The sequence below is a fragment of the Stenotrophomonas sp. YJH_SMC_46 genome (genome assembly GCF_059370315.1).
The window spans coordinates 77,187-93,511 of record NZ_JCAFTO010000007.1 but is presented as its reverse complement, the minus strand read 5'-3'; the positions used below and the strand labels follow the sequence as shown (position 1 = coordinate 93,511).

Genomic DNA, 16,325 nt, shown 5'->3' with positions numbered 1-16,325 from the left:
GCGACCGGGACGGCTCTCGCAGAGTGACCCTGGAATATCTATCGCTTTATCCGCATGAAGGGATTGACAGTGCCGGAAAGGGCTGGCATCGTGACTCCACCATCGAGACCGGCAGAGGGACAGGCCCTTTGAAGCCGGGGCAGCCCGCAGGCGCGCAAGCGTCTGCGTAGGTGCCAAATCCTGCGGGGACCGTGGCGTCCACCGAAAGATGGTTCGAACCATGCACCGCACGTGCATCTCGAACGCGGGCCCCGCGAAGGCTCGATGGCCGATTCCCCAACCGGATCCCGCCATGAGCTTCGCCGCCAGCACCGCCATTCGCCCCGAACCCTTTGTCCCCGTCAGCGTGCCGGTCGCAGACCGCGTGCATGCCGAGCGCGGCGAGTTCGCCGCAGTGTTGTCGATGCGTCACGCAGGTCCCAGTCCGGTGCGCCTGCGCTATGAATGGGTCGGCCCGGCCAATGCGCCGGTGGTGGTACTGGCCGGTGGCATTTCCGCCCATCGCCACGTGGCGTCCAATGCACAGTTCAGCGAGAAGGGCTGGGCCGAAGGCCTGGTCGGCAGCGGGCGCGCGCTGGATCCGCAGCTGCTGCGCGTGCTGGCCGTCGATTTCGTCGGTGCCGACGGTGCGCTGGACGTGCCGATCGATACCGCCGATCAGGCCGACGCATTGGCGCTGGTGCTGGATCATCTCGGCATTCGCGCGCTGAAAGCCTTCGTCGGCTATTCGTATGGCGCGCTGGTCGGCCAGCAGTTCGCGATCCGGCATCGTGCCCGCGTGCGCCAGTTGGTGCTGGCCAGCGGTGCGCATCGTCCGCACCCTTATGCCGCCGCCTGGCGCGCATTGCAGCGTCGCGCGGTCGCGCTGGGCCAGCTGCAGTGCGGCGAAGACCACGGCCTGGCCCTGGCGCGGCAGTTTGCCATGCTCAGCTACCGTACCCCGGAAGAATTCGGCGAGCGCTTCGATGCCGCACCGGAAGTGATCAATGGCCGCGTGCGCGTGGCTGCCGAAGACTATCTCGACGCGGCCGGCGCGCAGTACGTCGCGCGCACGCCGGTGACCGCTTACCTGCGCCTGTCCGAATCGATCGATCTGCACCGCGTCGACCCGGCCGCGATCCTGCCGCCGACCGTGGTGGTGGCCGTGGAGGGCGACCGCCTGGTGCCGCTGGCCGACCTGGTCGGCCTGGTCGAAGGGCTGGGCCCGCGCGGCAGCCTGCGCGTTCTGCGCTCGCCCTATGGCCACGACGCCTTCCTCAAAGAAACCGATCGCATTGACGCGATCCTCGCCACCGCCTTCCGTACTTCTGGAGAGTCCGCATGAGCCTGCACGCCAACGAGCCGTCCTGTAGCCGCACCACTGCCGCTGTCCGTGCCGGCATCGATCGGGACACTGCGCATGGCGCGGTCACGCCGCCGATCGTGCTGTCGTCGAACTTCAGCTTTGAAGGTTTCGGCAACAAGCGCCAGTACGACTACACGCGCAGTGGCAACCCGACCCGCGACCTGTTGGGCGAGGCGCTGGCGGAACTGGAGGGCGGCGCCGGTGGCGTCATCACGGCGACCGGCATGGGCGCGATCAACCTGGTGCTGAACGCACTGCTGCAGCCGGGCGATACCCTGGTGGTGCCGCACGATGCGTACGGCGGCAGCTGGCGCCTGTTCAATGCGCTGGCCAGGAAGGGCCTCTTTGAACTGGTCACCGCCGACCTGACCGATCCGCGTGCACTGGCGCAGGCGTTGGCCACCCAGCCGAAGCTGGTGCTGGTCGAAACGCCGTCCAACCCGCTGCTGCGCATCACCGACCTGCGCTTCGTCATCGATGCCGCGCACAAGGCCGGCGCACTCGTGGTGGTCGACAACACGTTCCTGTCGCCAGCGCTGCAGCAACCGCTGTCGTTCGGTGCGGACCTGGTGCTGCACTCCACCACCAAGTACATCAACGGCCACAGCGATGTGGTGGGCGGGGCAGTGGTCGCGCGTGATCCGGCACTGCACGAGCAGCTGGTGTGGTGGGGCAACGCGCTGGGCCTGACGGGTTCACCGTTCGATGCCTTCCTGACCCTGCGCGGCCTGCGCACGCTGGATGCGCGCCTGCGCGTGCACCAGGAGAACACCGCGTCGATCGTTGCCCTGCTGGACCAGCATCCGGCGGTCGGCCGCGTCTATTACCCGGGGCTGGCCGATCACCCAGGCCACAGCATCGCCACGCGCCAGCAGAGTGGTTTCGGTGCGATGCTCTCGTTCGAACTGGCCGACTGCGAAGGCGACGATCCGCATGCCGCAGTGCGTGCATTCGTCGATGGCCTGCGCTGTTTCACGCTGGCCGAATCACTGGGCGGCGTCGAAAGCCTGATCGCGCATCCGGCCACCATGACCCACGCCGCGATGAGCGCCGAAGCGCGAGCCGCTGCCGGCATCAGCGAAGGCCTGCTGCGCCTGTCGGTCGGCATCGAGGCCGAGCGTGACCTGTTGGCCGATCTCGGCGCCGCTCTGCAGCGTGCCGAAGCGGTGATTGATGCGGCTGCGCGCCGCAAACAGGCGGTGGATGCATGAGCGCGCTCGCCGCAGAGATTCCTGCTCTGGGCGTGGGACGACTGGCGCTGCTTGGCACCGGCACGGTCGGCTCGGCCTTCGTACAGCGCTACCAGGCGTTGCAGGCACGTGGGCTGGAACTGCCCAGCGTGCAGTGGCTGGCCAATTCACGCACTGCGTTGGAGATCGATCGTGACCTGGCGGTGCCGCTGGAACTGGCACGGCGTGCACCGCGCGATGGCCAGAGTTCGCCACCGTGGGCGAGTGCCGAAGGACTGGAGCGTGGCGACGTGGTGGTCGACGCCACCGCCAGCGAAGACGTAGCCGCGCGCCACGTACAGTGGCTGGCGCGCGGCGTGCACGTGGTCACTGCCAACAAGCTGGGGCGTGGTGCGCAGCTGGCACGCGCGCAGGCCATTGCCGAGCGTTGCGCAGACACGGGTGCGCGCTACGGCGACAGCGCTACCGTCGGCGCCGGCCTGCCACTGTTGAGCAGCCTGCGTGCGCTGCTGGCCGGTGGTGATCACATCCATGCCATCGAGGGCGTGCTGTCCGGTTCGCTGGCGTGGCTGTTCCATCGCTATGACGGCAAGTCGCCGTTCTCGGCGGCGGTGCGCGAGGCGCTGGCGGCCGGCTACACCGAGCCGGATCCGCGACTTGACCTGTCCGGCGAGGACGTGCGGCGCAAGCTGCTGATCCTGGCCCGCAGCAGCGGGCTGGCGCTGGATGCGTCGCAGGTAGAGGTGGATTCACTGGTGCCTGAAGCGCTGGCAGCGCTGCCGCTGGAGGATGCGGTGGCGGCGCTCGAGCAGCTGGATGCGCCGTTGCAGGCGCGCTGGCAGCAGGCGCGCGACAATGGTCGTGTGCTGCGTTTCGTTGGCCGCGTTGATGCCGAGGGTGCACAGGTGGGCCTGCGTGAGCTTCCGGCCGACCATCCCTTGGCGCAGGGCGCGGGCACCGACAACCGCGTCGCCATCCATAGTGATCGCTATCGCCTGCAGCCGCTGTTGATCCAGGGGCCGGGCGCGGGTGCGGAAGTGACTGCGGCCGCGCTGCTGGATGATGTGTTGCGGATCGTCGGCTGATCGCACCGCTCCTGTAGCCGAGCCCACGCCCCGCTGCTCCTGGCAGAATCCCCATCTTGCCGCATGAGCCGAGCGTGGGCTCGGCTCTACAGGGGCACGCTTGCCGGTCAGCGCGACTTCAACGCCTTCAACAGCGCGCTGTTGAACTGCTTCGGGTCCTGCACCTGTGGCGAATGGCCCAGTTCGGCGAACTCGATCAGCGTCGCGCCCGGAATTGCCGCGGCTGCCGCTCTGCCGAGTGCCGGATAGTTGCCCAGCGTCGCCTTCACCGTCGGCGGCGCCAGGTCACGGCCGATCGCGGTACGGTCCTTCTGGCCGATGAACAACGTGGTGGGTACCTGCAGGTTCTTCAGTTCGTACACCACCGGCTGGTTGAACACCATGTCCGAGGCCAGGGCCTGGCTCCATGCAACGGCCTGCTTGCCCGGCCCTTCATACATGCCTGACTGCATCCGCGCCCACGGCTCGTAGGCCGGCTTCCATTTGCCGTCGTAGTACACGTCCAGCTGGTAGCGGCGGATGCTGTCATAGCTGATATTCATTTCGCCGGCGTACCACGCGTCCACGCTGCGCCATGGCACGCCCAGCGCCTTCCAGTCCTCCAGCCCGATCGGGTTGACCAGTGCCAGGCTGCGCAGGTCCTGTGGGAACATCAGCGCGTAGCGCACTGCCAGCATGCCACCCATCGAATGACCGACCAGGTGCACCGGCACATCACCCAGCTGCAGTTGCTGCAGCAACGCATGGGTGTTGGCGGCCAGCTGCGCGAAGCTGTACTGGTAGCGCTCGGGCTTGCTGGATTTGCAGAAACCCACCTGGTCCGGGGCGATCACCCGGTAGCCGGCGGCAACCAGGGGCTTGATCGATTCCTTCCAGGTGGCCGCGCAGAAATTCTTGCCATGCAGCAGCACCACCACGCCGATGGGCGCCTTCTTCGGCGCGATGTCCAGGTAGGCCATCTCCAGCGGCTGTCGCTGCGATTCCAGCGCGAAGGTCTTCACTGGATAGCCGTAGTCGAAGCCCTCCAGGCGCGGCCCATAGCTGGGCGCGGCGAGGGCGGACAGCGGAAGGCAGGCAAGCAGGGCGGTAGCGATCACGCGCATGGGGCAGTCCTGGGCAGGGGAGCCCCGAGCCTAACCGCAACGCAGTGATGGTGTCGTCCGACCGGCCAGGGACAACGGGGTAGAGTCGACTGTCAGTCGACTACTCTTTGATCAGACCGCGAACATCCCGCGCTGCGCGCGATAGTCGACTGACAGTCGACTCTACCTGCGGCCCGGCGCCATCGCGCCGGGCCCGGTCGACCTCAACACTCGATGACGTTCACCGCCAGGCCACCGCGGCTGGTTTCCTTGTACTTGTCCTGCATGTCGCGGCCGGTATCGCGCATGGTCTTGATCACCTTGTCCAGCGACACCTTGTGCTTGCCGTCGCCGCGCATCGCCATGCGCGAGGCATTGATCGCCTTCACCGCACCCATCGCGTTGCGTTCGATGCAGGGGATCTGCACCAGGCCGCCAATCGGGTCGCAGGTCAGGCCGAGGTTGTGCTCCATGCCGATTTCCGCGGCATTCTCGATCTGGCTGGGATTGCCACCCAGTGCCGCGACCAGGCCACCGGCGGCCATCGAGCAGGCCACGCCCACTTCGCCCTGGCAACCCACTTCGGCGCCCGAGATCGAGGCGTTTTCCTTGTACAGGATGCCGATCGCTGCCGAGGTCAGCAGGAAGTCGAATACGCGCTGCTCATTGGCGCCGGGGCAGAAACGGTCGAAGTAATGCAGCACCGCCGGCAGCACGCCGGCGGCACCGTTGGTCGGCGCGGTTACCACACGGCCACCGGCGGCATTTTCTTCGTTCACCGCCAGTGCGTACAGATTGACCCAGTCCAGCGTGGTCAGCGGATCGCGCATTGCCGCTTCCGGCTTCGACGACAGCTCGCGGTACAGCGCCGGCGCACGACGGCCCACCTTCAGGCCACCCGGCAGCACGCCTTCCTCGCGGATACCGCGCGCCACGCAAGACTGCATTGCGCTCCAGATCTCGCGCAGCTGGGCGCGAATCTCGTCTTCGCTGCGCCAGCACTTCTCGTTCTCGAACATCAGCTGGGCAATGCTCAGGCCGCTGCGTGCGGTCTGCGCCAGCAGCTCGTCGCCGCTCTTGAACGGGTAGGGCAACGGGGTCTCATCGGGCACGATCCGGTCGTCGGCCGCGTCGTCCTGGTTGACCACGAAGCCGCCGCCGACGGAGTAGTAATCGCGGGTAGCGATTACTTCGTCCTCGGCGTTGTAGGCGGTGAAGCGCATGCCGTTGGTGTGGTACGGCAGCTTCTGGCGCTTGTTCATGCCCAGGTCGCGCTTCTCGTCGAAAGCGATCTCGTGCTGGCCCATCAGCTGGATGCGCTTGCTGCTGCGGATGCGCTCGAGCGTAGCCGGAATGATGTCCGGGTCGATCAGGTTCGGGCGCTGGCCTTCCAGGCCGAGCAGGATCGCCTTGTCGGTGCCGTGGCCGCGGCCGGTCAGCGCCAGCGAGCCATAGACATCGGCGCGGATGCGCGCGACCTCGGGCAGGCGGCCCGGATCGAGCAGCCAGCGATGGATGAATCGCTCGGCGGCCTTCATCGGCCCGACGGTGTGCGAGGAACTCGGGCCAATGCCGATCTTGAAAACGTCGAACGTGCTGACAGCCATGGATGCCGTACTGCGGGTACCGGAAGAGACCGCTATTCTAGCGGCTCACGCCGCACTTCCATGGCTGCGGCGCAGCATTTCGGCAGAGGGAGCAAAACCGGTGTTGACTCTGTTCCAGCGTGACGATTGCCACCTGTGCGACATGGCCCTGGCCGAACTGGCCAAGGCGCGGGCGCCGGAGTTCGAATCGGTGTTCCTGGATGACCAGCCGGCGCTGGAATCGCGCTACGGCGCGCGCGTGCCGGTGCTCCGCGACGAGCGCGATGACCGCGAGCTGGACTGGCCGTTCGACGCGGCCACGGTGCAGGCCTGGCTGGCCGTCGATCGGTAGTGCCGGCCGCTGGCCGGCAACCCCTCTGTTCCCGGTGATGCCGGCCAGCGGCCGGCACTACCGGAGGCGTGTTATTTCGCGTCGAACTTCACGATCGTGCTGATCGCGGTCTCATCCGGGATGGTCTTGGTATCGGCCCAGTCGCCACCGCCGACGCCGAAGTCCAGGCGCTTGACCGTGGCCTTGCCGGTCAGCACCGGCTGGGTGCCCGGCTTCCAGGTGAAGGTGAGGGTGACCGGCTTGCTGACGCCACGCAGCTCGAGGGTGCCATCGGCGGCGAACTGGTCGTTGCCGACCGCGCGGAAGCCTTTGGCGGTGTAGCGCGCAGTGGCGAACTTGCCGACGTTGAAGAAGTCGGCACCCTGCAGGGTCGAGTCGCGGTCGCTGTTGCCACTCTTGGCACCGGCCAGCGGGATCACCACGTCCAGCGAGCCGGCGGCCGGATTGGCCGGGTCGAAGCTGAGCTTGGTGGCGAAGCCCGGGAAGCTGCCGGTGAACACCTCGCCGTCGTACTTGGTCGCGAACACCAGGATCGAGCCGGCGCCGGGGGCCTGCGCATAGTCGGCAGCGAGCGCCGGGGCGGTAGCCAGCATGCCGGCCAGGGCGGCGGCCACGGCGGCCGGAGTGGTCAGTTTCAGGTTCATCGGTCAGTCCTTCTGAGGGGAGGCAAGCCAGCCGCGCGGCAACATGCGGGACAGGGTCGCATCGCGCTGGAACAGGTGGTGGTAGAAGGCGGCACCGGCATGGGCCAGTACCACCGCGATCAAGAGCCAGAAGCCGTATTCGTGGATGGCATGTGACACCGCGACAACCTGCGGGTCGGGTCCGCTCAGCTTGGGCACATCCACCAGGCTGAACCAGCGGAACGGGCGCAGGCCGCTGGCCGAGTCGTACAGCCAGCCCGACAGGGGGATGGCGAACATCAGCACATACAGCAGCACGTGGGTGGCGCTGGCGATGCGTTCCTGCCAGCTGGGCACGCCCGGCACCGGCTTCGGCGCACCGGCATACAGGCGCCAGCCCAGGCGCAACAGCACCAGCGCCAGCACCGTGATGCCGATCGACTTGTGCGCGGTATAGACCCAGAAATACTTGGGGGTCTTGGGCAGCTCGCCCATGGTCAGGCCGACCACGCCCAGGGCGAGGATCAGCAGTGCGATCAACCAATGCAGGATCTGGCTGACACTCCCCCAGGCGGCGGGGGTGTTCTTGGCGGTCATGAAAGGTCCTCTAGCGGGCCATCTTGGGGTCGGAGTGCGGAACGGGAGCGGGAGTTCCCGGGGCGTCGCTGCGGTCGAGGGTGGCTTCAGCCTCGATCCTCAACTGCACTGCATCACCGATGACGCCCGGCCAGGCGGTGATGCCGAACGCGCGTCGGCTCAGCGTGGTGCTGGCCGAGAAACCGGCGGTGCGTCGGAATGGGGGCAGGGGGTAGCGCTTGATGGCGTTGAGGGTCACGTCCAGCGTGATCTCCTGGCTGACCCCGCGCAGGGTCAGGGTGCCGATCACGTGGGCGCGCCTTGCATCGATCGGTTCGACCCGGCTGGAGACAAAGTGTGCCTTCGGGAAGCGCTCACCATCCAGCAGGCTGCGCGCCAGCGTGGCCTGGTTCCATTTGGCATCACCAAGGTCCAATCGCGACACGGGAACCTCGACGTCCAGTGTGGCTTCGCGCCAGTTGTCGGGATCGAACTGCAGGCGTCCTTCACTGCCGGAGACCGTGCCCATCGCCTGCGAGTAACCGGCGTGGTCGATGGTGAACAGCACACGGGTATGCACCGGATCGAGGCGATAGGTATCCGCATCGGCCCAGGCGGGAGCGGTGGCGAGCAGCATCGGCAGCAGGGCCAGGCAGGGACGCATCGATGGCGGGCTCCGGAAGGGGACGTTGCGATCATACGCACAGCCCCCCGCCAACGTTGCGTGCATGGCTGCAACAGTTCGTGGTGGGTCCACCGGTGGAAACAGCCTGTTGCAGCCATGAACCCGGCGCTGTGTGACAATCGGGGCAGGACAGGGGGTTCAGGATGACGAGCGGTTGGCGCCTGTGGCGCCGGGGCATCGCGGGAATGGGGCTGCTGCTGATGGCATTTGCCGCGGCGGCTGCGGCCCCGGACATGGCCGAGACACCGCGGCTGCGCCGTTTCGGTGCCGCCGAAGGCATGCCCTCGCGCATGGTGCTGGCGCTGGCCGAGGATCGCCAGGGCCATGTCTGGGCCGCCACCGATGGTGGCCTGGTGCGCTATGACGGTGGCAACCTGCGGGTGTGGGAACATGATCCGGAGCAGCCGGGCTCGCTGCCCGGCAACGAAATCGAGACCCTGCTGGTCGATCCCCTGGACCGCGTCTGGGTCGGCATCAATGGCAAGGGCGTGGCCCGGCTGGATGCCGACCGCGAACGCTTCAAGACCTTTGATACCGTCAACGGCCCCTGCATGAGCCAGTTCTGGACGCTGGCCTACGCCGAGGATGCACTGTGGATCGGCACCAGCGGCCATGGCGTCTGCCGTTTCGGTGAAGATGGCAGCCTGCGCTTCTTCGAGCATGATCCGGCCCGTCCCGAGGGATTGCCCAGCAATACCATCTACAGCAGCCTGGTCGATGCGCAGGGACGCCTTTGGATCGGCACCGAGGCGGGCATTGCGCGCTGGAACGGGACTGGGTTCGAGGCTGTCGCACCGCGCGAACTGGGGGCGCTGAGCGTGTTGCGCCTGAGCCGCGACCCCGACGGCTCGATCTGGGCCGGCAGCCAGAATGACGGCCTCTACCGTATCGACCCGCAGGACCGGGTCAGTCGTCCACGCTGGGCCGACAGTGCGCGCCTGCGTTCGGCGCTGGTGCTGGCTGATCGCCAGGGCGGTTACTGGGCAGGCACCTCCGATGGCCTGTTGCGTGGAGATGCCAGCATGCTGCGGCGGCTCGATGGCGACCGCGGCAGTGGTTTCCTCACTGCCCAGAGTGGTGTGCTCGATCTGCTGCAGGACCACGAGGGCGGATTGTGGGTGGCGCTGCTGACCCAGGGCCTGGCCTACCTGCCCCCGGACTGGCGCCGGTTTTCGATCTGGAACCAGCTTGACGGCAAGCCGCTGGACAGCCAGTACCTGTTGAGTGCAGCCAGCGATGGCCAGAACTACTACGTTGGCTCGGCACATGGCGTGTACCAGCTGGATGCGCAGGGGACCCTGCGGTTGCTGGCCAGCGATCGCGAGATTGGCAGCGGGGCGGTGTGGTCGGTGCTGCCGCGGCCGGACGGGCGCCTGTGGCTGGGGCGTGCCGGCCGCATCAGCGTGTACGACCCGGCCACCGGCGCGTTGCACGATTGGCGTATCGACGGGGGCGCGGACCTGCGCCAGCGCGTCGATCTGATGCGGCAGGCCCCCGATGGCACGGTCTGGCTGTCGGTGATGAACCTCGGCCTGCAGCAACGCAGTGCCGACGGCCGCATACTGCGCAGCTACCCGCTGGAGGATTTCCGCAAGACGGCCGATTCACCGATTGAGCAGATCCGCTTCGATGCCCAGGGCAAGGCCTGGGTGATGGGCGACATGGGGATCTGGCGTGAACAGGCCGGGCGCTTCGAAGCGGTGCCGGGCGTTTCGCGCGGGCTGATCTATGACCTGGTGTGGGTCGATCCGCAGCAGCTGTGGCTGGCCCGGCAAGGTGCGCTCGAGCGCTATCAGTGGGATGGCATGAGCCTGCGCCTGATCCAGCGCATTGATGGCAGTGCGGGCGTGCCGCCGGTGAGCATGGGGGGGCTGGCGTTGGCCGAAGACGGCCGCCTGTGGGCGACCACGCCACGTGGCCTGCTGCGATGGGATCCGAAAGCGCGCCGCCTGCAGCAGTTCAACGAACGCGATGGCCTGCCGGACGCCGAGTTCACCAGCCGGCCGCCGGCGGTGAATGCCGACGGTCGCGTGCTGGCGGTGGCCCAGACCGGCCTGGTCGAGTTCGATGTGAATGCCGCCGATACCACGCTGCCGCCTTCGTCACTGGTGATCGCCGAGGTCCGCGTGCGGCGCGATGATGCCCGTGGCTGGCAACCGCTGCCGACCAGCGGCACGTTGTTGCTGGGGCCGGATGACCGTGACCTGCAGATTGATGCGCGGCTGCTTTCCTATGCCAACCCGCAGGGCAACCGCTACCGCTTCCGGGTGCAGGGCTACGACCAGAACTGGGTGGAGCAGGGCGGTGACGGCCAACGCACGCTGTCGCGGCTGCCGACCGGCAGCTACGTCATTGAAGTCCAGGCGGCGACGGCCAGTGGCGCCTGGACACCTTCGCAGCGGCTGCAGGTAAAGGTTTTGCCACCCTGGTGGCGCAGCGGCATGGCGATCTTCGGCTACCTGCTGATCGGCTCGTTGCTGCTGCTCATCGTGGTGTGGTCGATCCGTGCGCGGCTGCGCCGCCGCCAGCAATGGCAGTTGACCGTGCACAAGCAGCAGCTGGCGGAGCAGGCATCACAGGCCAAGAGCCGGTTCCTGGCCACGCTGGGCCATGAGGTGCGCACGCCGATGACCGGCGTGCTCGGCATGAGCGAACTGCTGCTGGCCACCCCGCTGGATCCAGTGCAGCGCAGCTATGCAGGCTCGATCCAGCAGGCGGGCAGCCACCTGCTGCGGCTGGTCAATGACGCGCTGGATCTGGCCCGCATCGAGGCCGGCCGGCTGGAGCTGGACCTGCGCCCGTTCGATCTGGCCAGCCTGCTCGACCAGGTGCAGGCGTTGATGCAGCCGATGGCAACGCAGCGCAATCTGGAGTTCCGCCGTGGGGACATTCCACCTGGGCCGATCAGCGTCAGTGGCGACGAGATGCGCGTGCGGCAGATCCTGCTCAATCTGCTGGGCAATGCAATCAAGTTCACCGAGCGCGGGCACGTCGGCCTGGCCGTGCGGCTGGAAGACAACGGTGGCGGCCTCTGCTTCGAAGTGCATGACACCGGCCCGGGCATCAACGCCGAGCAGCAGGACCGCCTGTTCCATCGCTTCGAACAGGCCGATGGCCCGCGCACCGCGTCGCGCTATGGCGGCAGCGGGCTGGGCCTGGCGATCTGCCAGGAGCTGGCCGTGGCCATGAACGGGCGCATTGAAGTGGACAGCCAGCCGGGCAAGGGCGCCCGCTTCCGGGTATGGCTGCCGCTGCCCTGGAACCGGCAGGCCGCCAATGCGCCGGGCGAATTGCCGGTACTGCCGATGCTGCCGCCACTGCGCATCCTGCTGGTGGAGGATGACGCGACCGTGGCCGAGGTCATCGCCGGCCTGCTGCGTGGCCGTGGCCACGACGTGGTGCACGTGCTGCATGGTTTGGGCGCGCTATCGGAGATCGCCACCGATGGCTTTGACGTGGGCCTGCTTGATCTGGATCTGCCGGCGCTGGACGGCACCGCCATCGCCCGGCAGCTGCGCACCATGGGCTATGAACTTCCCTTGGTGGCGGTCACTGCACGGTCCGACGCCTACGCCGAGACCCAGGTCCTGGCGGCTGGGTTCGATGGCTTCCTGCGCAAGCCGGTGACCGGTGACATGCTGGTGACTGCCATTGCCCAGGCGCGCGCAAAACGACAAACCGCCCTTTGAATGCGCCAGCGCCGGGCGTGAACGTCGCGACTTTCGGTTTACCATGCCGACGCCCGTAGTGCGGGAATCATCAGAAGCAGCGTGAGGAGGCAATCGGTGGTGTATCTGCGGGCGGCGATGCTGCTGCTGGTCCTCCTGTGCGGCCTGTCACCCGCTGCGGCGCAGCCGGTGCCACCGAACCCGCGCCAGGTGACGGTGTTCGACGGCTTGCCGTCCAACACCGTGAACCGCATGGCCGAGGATCGTTACGGTTACCTCTGGATCGCTACCAATGACGGCCTGGCCCGCTACGACGGGCGCAACTACCGGATCTGGCGCTCGGAAGACGGCCTGCGCGACAACCGCATCTGGACGGTGCTGGTCGATGCCCGCAACCAGCTCTGGATCGGCACCGAGAACGCCGGCCTTGTACGGATGTCGGCCGATCGCCGCCAGCTGCACTTCTACGACCGCAGCAGCCAGCCGTTGATGGGCACCAACACGGTCTGGAGCCTGGCCACCACGCCGGATGGTTCGGTCTGGTTCGGCACCCACGAAGGTGGTCTGTACCGCCTGGACAACCAGGACCGGTTGCAGCGCTTCCTGCCTGAAGCGAACAACCCGCGCAGCCTGCCGGCGGCATCGGTGCCGTACCTGGCCACCCTGGCTGACGGCAGCCTGTGGATCGGCACCAAGCATGGCGTCGCGCGCTGGACCGGCACGGACTTTGAGCGGGTCGGGGCCGGCATCATTCCCAGCCTGCTGATCAATGGCTTGACGGCCGAATCCGATGGCAGCCTTTGGATCAGCACGATGGCCGGTGCCATGGTGCGCCGTCCCGATGGTCGTTTCGAGGCACCGTCCTGGAAGCTGCCCGAAGGCGAGCAGGTGCTGGGCATGATGCTGCGCGACGAGCAGGGCGGGCACTGGCTGGACACCCGCACCGGCCTCGGCCGGGCGGTCGATGGCCAGTACCAGGCCGTGCCCCTGTACAGCGCGGTGGCACGTGGCCCGGTGCGCCCGAACTGGACAGGTGCCTACGAGGATCGCGAGGGCGGCATCTGGTTGGCCAGCACGAATGCCGGCCTGTGGCACCTGTTGCCGCGCTGGTGGCAGTTCTCGGTGCTGTCGCGGCTGGAGGACGACCCGCGCTCGCTGCGCAATGCCTTCGTGCTGGGCACCAGCCCCTCCAGCAATGGCGGCATCTGGACGGTCGGCAGCCACGGCGCGCTGGACCGCTTCGATCCGAAGACCGGCAGCATCGAACAGCACCGTACCTGGGTCAACGGCATGCACTGGCTGACCTCGGTGCGCGAGGATCGCCGCGGCCAGGTCTGGATCGGTTCCAACGACGCACTGCTGCGCTATGACCCGAAGCGGCGTGATCTGCGCCGCTGGGGCCGGGATGCCGGCGCCGACGCGACCATGGAAGGAGTCATCGAATCCATGATGACCTGTGATGGTGACAGTCTCTGGCTGATGCTGCCGTCGGGGCTTCAGCAACGCGATCTGGATGGGCGCCTGCGGCGCCAACTGGATAATGGCCAGCGTGGATTGCAGCAGGGCCAGCTCAATCTGGACGTGGAATGCGGGCCACAGGACCATATCTGGCTGGCAAGCAGCCGTGGCCTGCTGCAGTGGCTGCCGGAAAGCGAGCGTTTCCAGCCGGTGCCGGGTGCGCCGGCGACCGCGATCCATGCACTGCACGTGGGCACCGATGGCCAAGTCTGGCTGTCCGAAGATGGCCGCCTGTCGCGCTACCGCTGGAGCCAGGGCCGGCTGGAGCGGCAGGCCGTGATCGGTGCAGAGCAGGGCTACCCGGCGATCTCCGCCTCGGGGCTGGTGGTCGATGCGCAGGGGGTTGCGTGGGCAACCAGTGCGCGTGGCCTGGTGCGCATCGGGGCCGACGGCCAGAGTGTGCGCCTGTATGGCGTGCACGATGGCCTGCCGAGCCAGGAATTCCGCGAACACACGCTGGTGATGTCGGCAGACGGTCATCTGGTGGCAGGTACACCGGCCGGTGTGGTGGTGTTCGACCCGAAGCAGGTACGTCCGTCGATGCGGCGTGCGCCGCTGGTGATCGAGCGGGTGGAGGTGCGCCGCAACGAGCAGGTGCTGGACCTCACCCACGACGCGCCGTTGCAGATCGCCGACGGCGACCGCGATCTGCGCATCGTCGCGCGCCTGTTGTCGTTCGCCGATTCGGCGTCCAACACCTATCGTTACCGCTTGGCCGGCTATGACCCGGACTGGGTGGAAGTGGGGCCGGCCGGTGAGCGCTTGTTCTCGCGGCTGGCACCGGGCAGCTATCGGCTGGAAGTGCAGGCGCGGTCGGCTGACCATGTCTGGTCACGTGTGCAGAGCCTGGAATTCCGCGTGCAGCCACCGTGGTGGCGCAGCTTGTCCGGCCTGTTGATGCTTGCCTCGTTCGCGCTGCTGCTGACCAGCTGGTTCGCCTGGCTTTACCGTCGGCGCCTGCAACGTCGCCACGCCTACCAGCTTGCGCTGCACAAGCAGGAACTGGCCGAACAGGCGTCGGCGGCCAAGACCCGCTTCCTGGCCAATCTTGGCCACGAGATACGTACACCGATGACCGGTGTGCTGGGTATGAGCGAGCTGCTGCTGGCCTCGCCGCTGGATCCGCAGCAGCGTGGCTATACACAATCGATCCGCCATGCCGGCGAGCACCTGCTGCATCTGGTCAACGATGCGCTGGACCTGGCGCGGATCGAATCGGGCCGCCTGGAGCTGCAGCACAAGCCGTTCGCACTGGGCAGCCTGCTGCAGGACCTGGCCGCGCTGATGGGGCCGTTGGCGGCGCAGAAGGGCCTGCGTTTCACGCTCGACAACCAGCTGCCCGCCGGCCTGCAGGCCAACGGCGATGCAATGCGGGTACGGCAGATCCTGTTGAACCTGCTCTCGAATGCGGTCAAGTTCACCAGCCGCGGCACCATCACCCTGCACGCCCGCAGCGACGCCGAACTGCGATCGCTGCATTTCGAAGTGCGCGACACCGGCCCGGGCATCAGCCAGGAACAGCAGCAGCGCCTTTTCCGCCGCTTCGAGCAGGCCGATGGCGCACGCACCGCTGCACAGTACGGTGGCAGTGGCCTGGGCCTGGCAATCTGCCGCGAACTGGCGCATGCCATGCAAGGGCGGATCCAGGTGGAGAGCCAGCTCGGTCGTGGCACCTGCTTCGGCGTGACGTTGCCGTTGCCGATGGTGGTCGATGCCCATGCCGAGGCAGAGGGTGATACGCACCGCCAGGAAGCGGCCAACATGCCGCCATTGCGGGTACTGCTGGTGGAAGACGACGCGACCGTGGCCGATGTGATACGCGGGCTGCTGAGTGCGCGTGGGCATGAGGTGGTGCATGCAGGCCATGCGCTGGCGGCGCTGCGCGAGATCAGTGCCGGCGATTTCGACGTCGGCCTGCTGGACCTGGACCTGCCGGGCCTGAGCGGTTTCGAACTGGCCCAGCACCTGCGCAACCAGGGCTACATGCTGCCGCTGCTTGCCGTGACCGCGCGGACCGATCCGGACCTGCAGCAGCAGGTGGAAGCGGCCGGCATCGGCGGTTTCCTGCGCAAGCCGGTGACCGGTGAACTGCTGCTGGAAGCGATCGCCAGGGTCATGGGGCGGTAGGGTGCGGCGGCAGGGCCTGCGGCCCTGCACCTGCTGCAAGCCGGAGCAACAGCAACAGCCGAAGCAAAAGCTGGCTTCCTGTGGGATGGCGGGGTGGGTCCGGTTACGGGGGACGCTGCAAGTCCCCCTCCGGGGCCCGGCCCAGCCGCTGGCGGCTGTGCGTTCGGGCGCTTGCGAAGCAGTGCTTCGCAAGCAAAGCGCCCTCACCCATGTAAGCTCGGTCGCCGCTTGCTCGTGTGCGCTTTCCTGCGCACACGGCAAGACCGGGGTTGGGCGTCCTGCCCAACCCGTCGGGCGCATGCGCCCGACCCATGCGGCTCACGCCCCCGCAACCGGACCCACCCCGCCTTTGACAGATTCTCGCGAGCTGCCGGCGCCCTGTGTGGAGCCGAGCCATGCTCGGCTCAAATCTCACAGATATCGAAATGTTCGATTTCAATGGACGTTCATCCACGCATGGCGTGGATCTACCCAATCGCGAAATCTGT

The 16,325-nt window shown here is 67.4% G+C and carries 11 protein-coding genes and 1 riboswitch; of the genes, 6 read left to right on the top strand and 5 right to left on the bottom strand.

Features of this window, described 5'->3' with window-relative positions; genetic code table 11:
• Positions 1 to 96 precede the first annotated feature (96 nt).
• Positions 97 to 215, top strand: a riboswitch (SAM riboswitch).
• 77 nt (positions 216 to 292) lie between these two features.
• Genes metX through AC5P8C_RS19355 form a run of 3 tightly spaced genes read left to right on the top strand, consistent with a single transcriptional unit; the run spans position 293 to position 3,620 of the window.
• On the top strand, positions 293 to 1,324 hold the full coding sequence (gene metX, locus AC5P8C_RS19365) for a homoserine O-succinyltransferase MetX (protein ID WP_019660065.1): 1,032 nt from the start codon (positions 293 to 295) through the stop codon (positions 1,322 to 1,324).
• A complete protein-coding gene (locus tag AC5P8C_RS19360) occupies positions 1,321 to 2,556 on the top strand; it encodes an O-succinylhomoserine (thiol)-lyase (RefSeq protein WP_019660064.1) in 1,236 nt (411 codons plus the stop codon). The genes metX and AC5P8C_RS19360 overlap by 4 nt, the downstream gene beginning before the upstream one ends.
• Positions 2,553 to 3,620, top strand: a complete 1,068-nt coding sequence (locus AC5P8C_RS19355) for a homoserine dehydrogenase family protein (RefSeq protein WP_021202028.1) — start codon at positions 2,553 to 2,555, stop codon at positions 3,618 to 3,620. Before AC5P8C_RS19360 ends, AC5P8C_RS19355 begins: the two co-directional genes overlap by 4 nt.
• 107 nt (positions 3,621 to 3,727) lie before the next feature.
• On the opposite strand, the gene AC5P8C_RS19350 is transcribed toward AC5P8C_RS19355, so the two are convergent.
• Both AC5P8C_RS19350 and AC5P8C_RS19345 read right to left on the bottom strand, forming a co-directional pair.
• Positions 3,728 to 4,723, bottom strand: a complete 996-nt coding sequence (locus AC5P8C_RS19350; protein ID WP_019660062.1) for an alpha/beta fold hydrolase — start codon at positions 4,721 to 4,723, stop codon at positions 3,728 to 3,730.
• A gap of 203 nt (positions 4,724 to 4,926) precedes the next feature.
• Positions 4,927 to 6,309: an L-serine ammonia-lyase gene (locus AC5P8C_RS19345; protein WP_021202030.1), complete on the bottom strand. Its 1,383-nt coding sequence runs from the start codon at positions 6,307 to 6,309 to the stop codon at positions 4,927 to 4,929.
• Between the two features lie 100 nt (positions 6,310 to 6,409).
• Here AC5P8C_RS19345 and AC5P8C_RS19340 point away from each other — a divergent pair, with 100 nt between their 5' ends.
• On the top strand, positions 6,410 to 6,640 hold the full coding sequence (locus AC5P8C_RS19340; RefSeq protein WP_058981142.1) for a glutaredoxin family protein: 231 nt from the start codon (positions 6,410 to 6,412) through the stop codon (positions 6,638 to 6,640).
• A 71-nt stretch (positions 6,641 to 6,711) separates the two neighbouring features.
• On the opposite strand, the gene AC5P8C_RS19335 is transcribed toward AC5P8C_RS19340, so the two are convergent.
• The 3 genes from AC5P8C_RS19335 to AC5P8C_RS19325 are packed head-to-tail and all read right to left on the bottom strand — an operon-like array spanning position 6,712 to position 8,503.
• Positions 6,712 to 7,284: a YceI family protein gene (locus AC5P8C_RS19335; protein WP_021202032.1), complete on the bottom strand. Its 573-nt coding sequence runs from the start codon at positions 7,282 to 7,284 to the stop codon at positions 6,712 to 6,714.
• Between the two features lie 3 nt (positions 7,285 to 7,287).
• On the bottom strand, positions 7,288 to 7,860 hold the full coding sequence (locus AC5P8C_RS19330) for a cytochrome b (protein ID WP_495219255.1): 573 nt from the start codon (positions 7,858 to 7,860) through the stop codon (positions 7,288 to 7,290).
• 10 nt (positions 7,861 to 7,870) lie between these two features.
• Entirely contained in the window at positions 7,871 to 8,503 is a 633-nt protein-coding gene (locus tag AC5P8C_RS19325) for a YceI family protein (RefSeq protein ID WP_021202033.1), read from the bottom strand.
• A gap of 164 nt (positions 8,504 to 8,667) precedes the next feature.
• Here AC5P8C_RS19325 and AC5P8C_RS19320 point away from each other — a divergent pair, with 164 nt between their 5' ends.
• Both AC5P8C_RS19320 and AC5P8C_RS19315 read left to right on the top strand, forming a co-directional pair.
• On the top strand, positions 8,668 to 12,213 hold the full coding sequence (locus AC5P8C_RS19320; protein WP_495219254.1) for a sensor histidine kinase: 3,546 nt from the start codon (positions 8,668 to 8,670) through the stop codon (positions 12,211 to 12,213).
• 96 nt (positions 12,214 to 12,309) lie between these two features.
• Entirely contained in the window at positions 12,310 to 15,837 is a 3,528-nt protein-coding gene (locus tag AC5P8C_RS19315; RefSeq protein ID WP_019660056.1) for a hybrid sensor histidine kinase/response regulator, read from the top strand.
• Positions 15,838 to 16,325 lie beyond the last annotated feature (488 nt).

Coding starts and splice junctions, on each gene's coding strand:
- metX (WP_019660065.1), top strand. CDS start 293: ATGAGCTTCGCCGCCAGCACCGCCATTCGCCCCGAACCCTTTGTCCCC.
- AC5P8C_RS19360 (WP_019660064.1), top strand. CDS start 1,321: ATGAGCCTGCACGCCAACGAGCCGTCCTGTAGCCGCACCACTGCCGCT.
- AC5P8C_RS19355 (WP_021202028.1), top strand. CDS start 2,553: ATGAGCGCGCTCGCCGCAGAGATTCCTGCTCTGGGCGTGGGACGACTG.
- AC5P8C_RS19350 (WP_019660062.1), bottom strand. CDS start 4,723: ATGCGCGTGATCGCTACCGCCCTGCTTGCCTGCCTTCCGCTGTCCGCC.
- AC5P8C_RS19345 (WP_021202030.1), bottom strand. CDS start 6,309: ATGGCTGTCAGCACGTTCGACGTTTTCAAGATCGGCATTGGCCCGAGT.
- AC5P8C_RS19335 (WP_021202032.1), bottom strand. CDS start 7,284: ATGAACCTGAAACTGACCACTCCGGCCGCCGTGGCCGCCGCCCTGGCC.
- AC5P8C_RS19330 (WP_495219255.1), bottom strand. CDS start 7,860: ATGACCGCCAAGAACACCCCCGCCGCCTGGGGGAGTGTCAGCCAGATC.
- AC5P8C_RS19325 (WP_021202033.1), bottom strand. CDS start 8,503: ATGCGTCCCTGCCTGGCCCTGCTGCCGATGCTGCTCGCCACCGCTCCC.
- AC5P8C_RS19320 (WP_495219254.1), top strand. CDS start 8,668: ATGACGAGCGGTTGGCGCCTGTGGCGCCGGGGCATCGCGGGAATGGGG.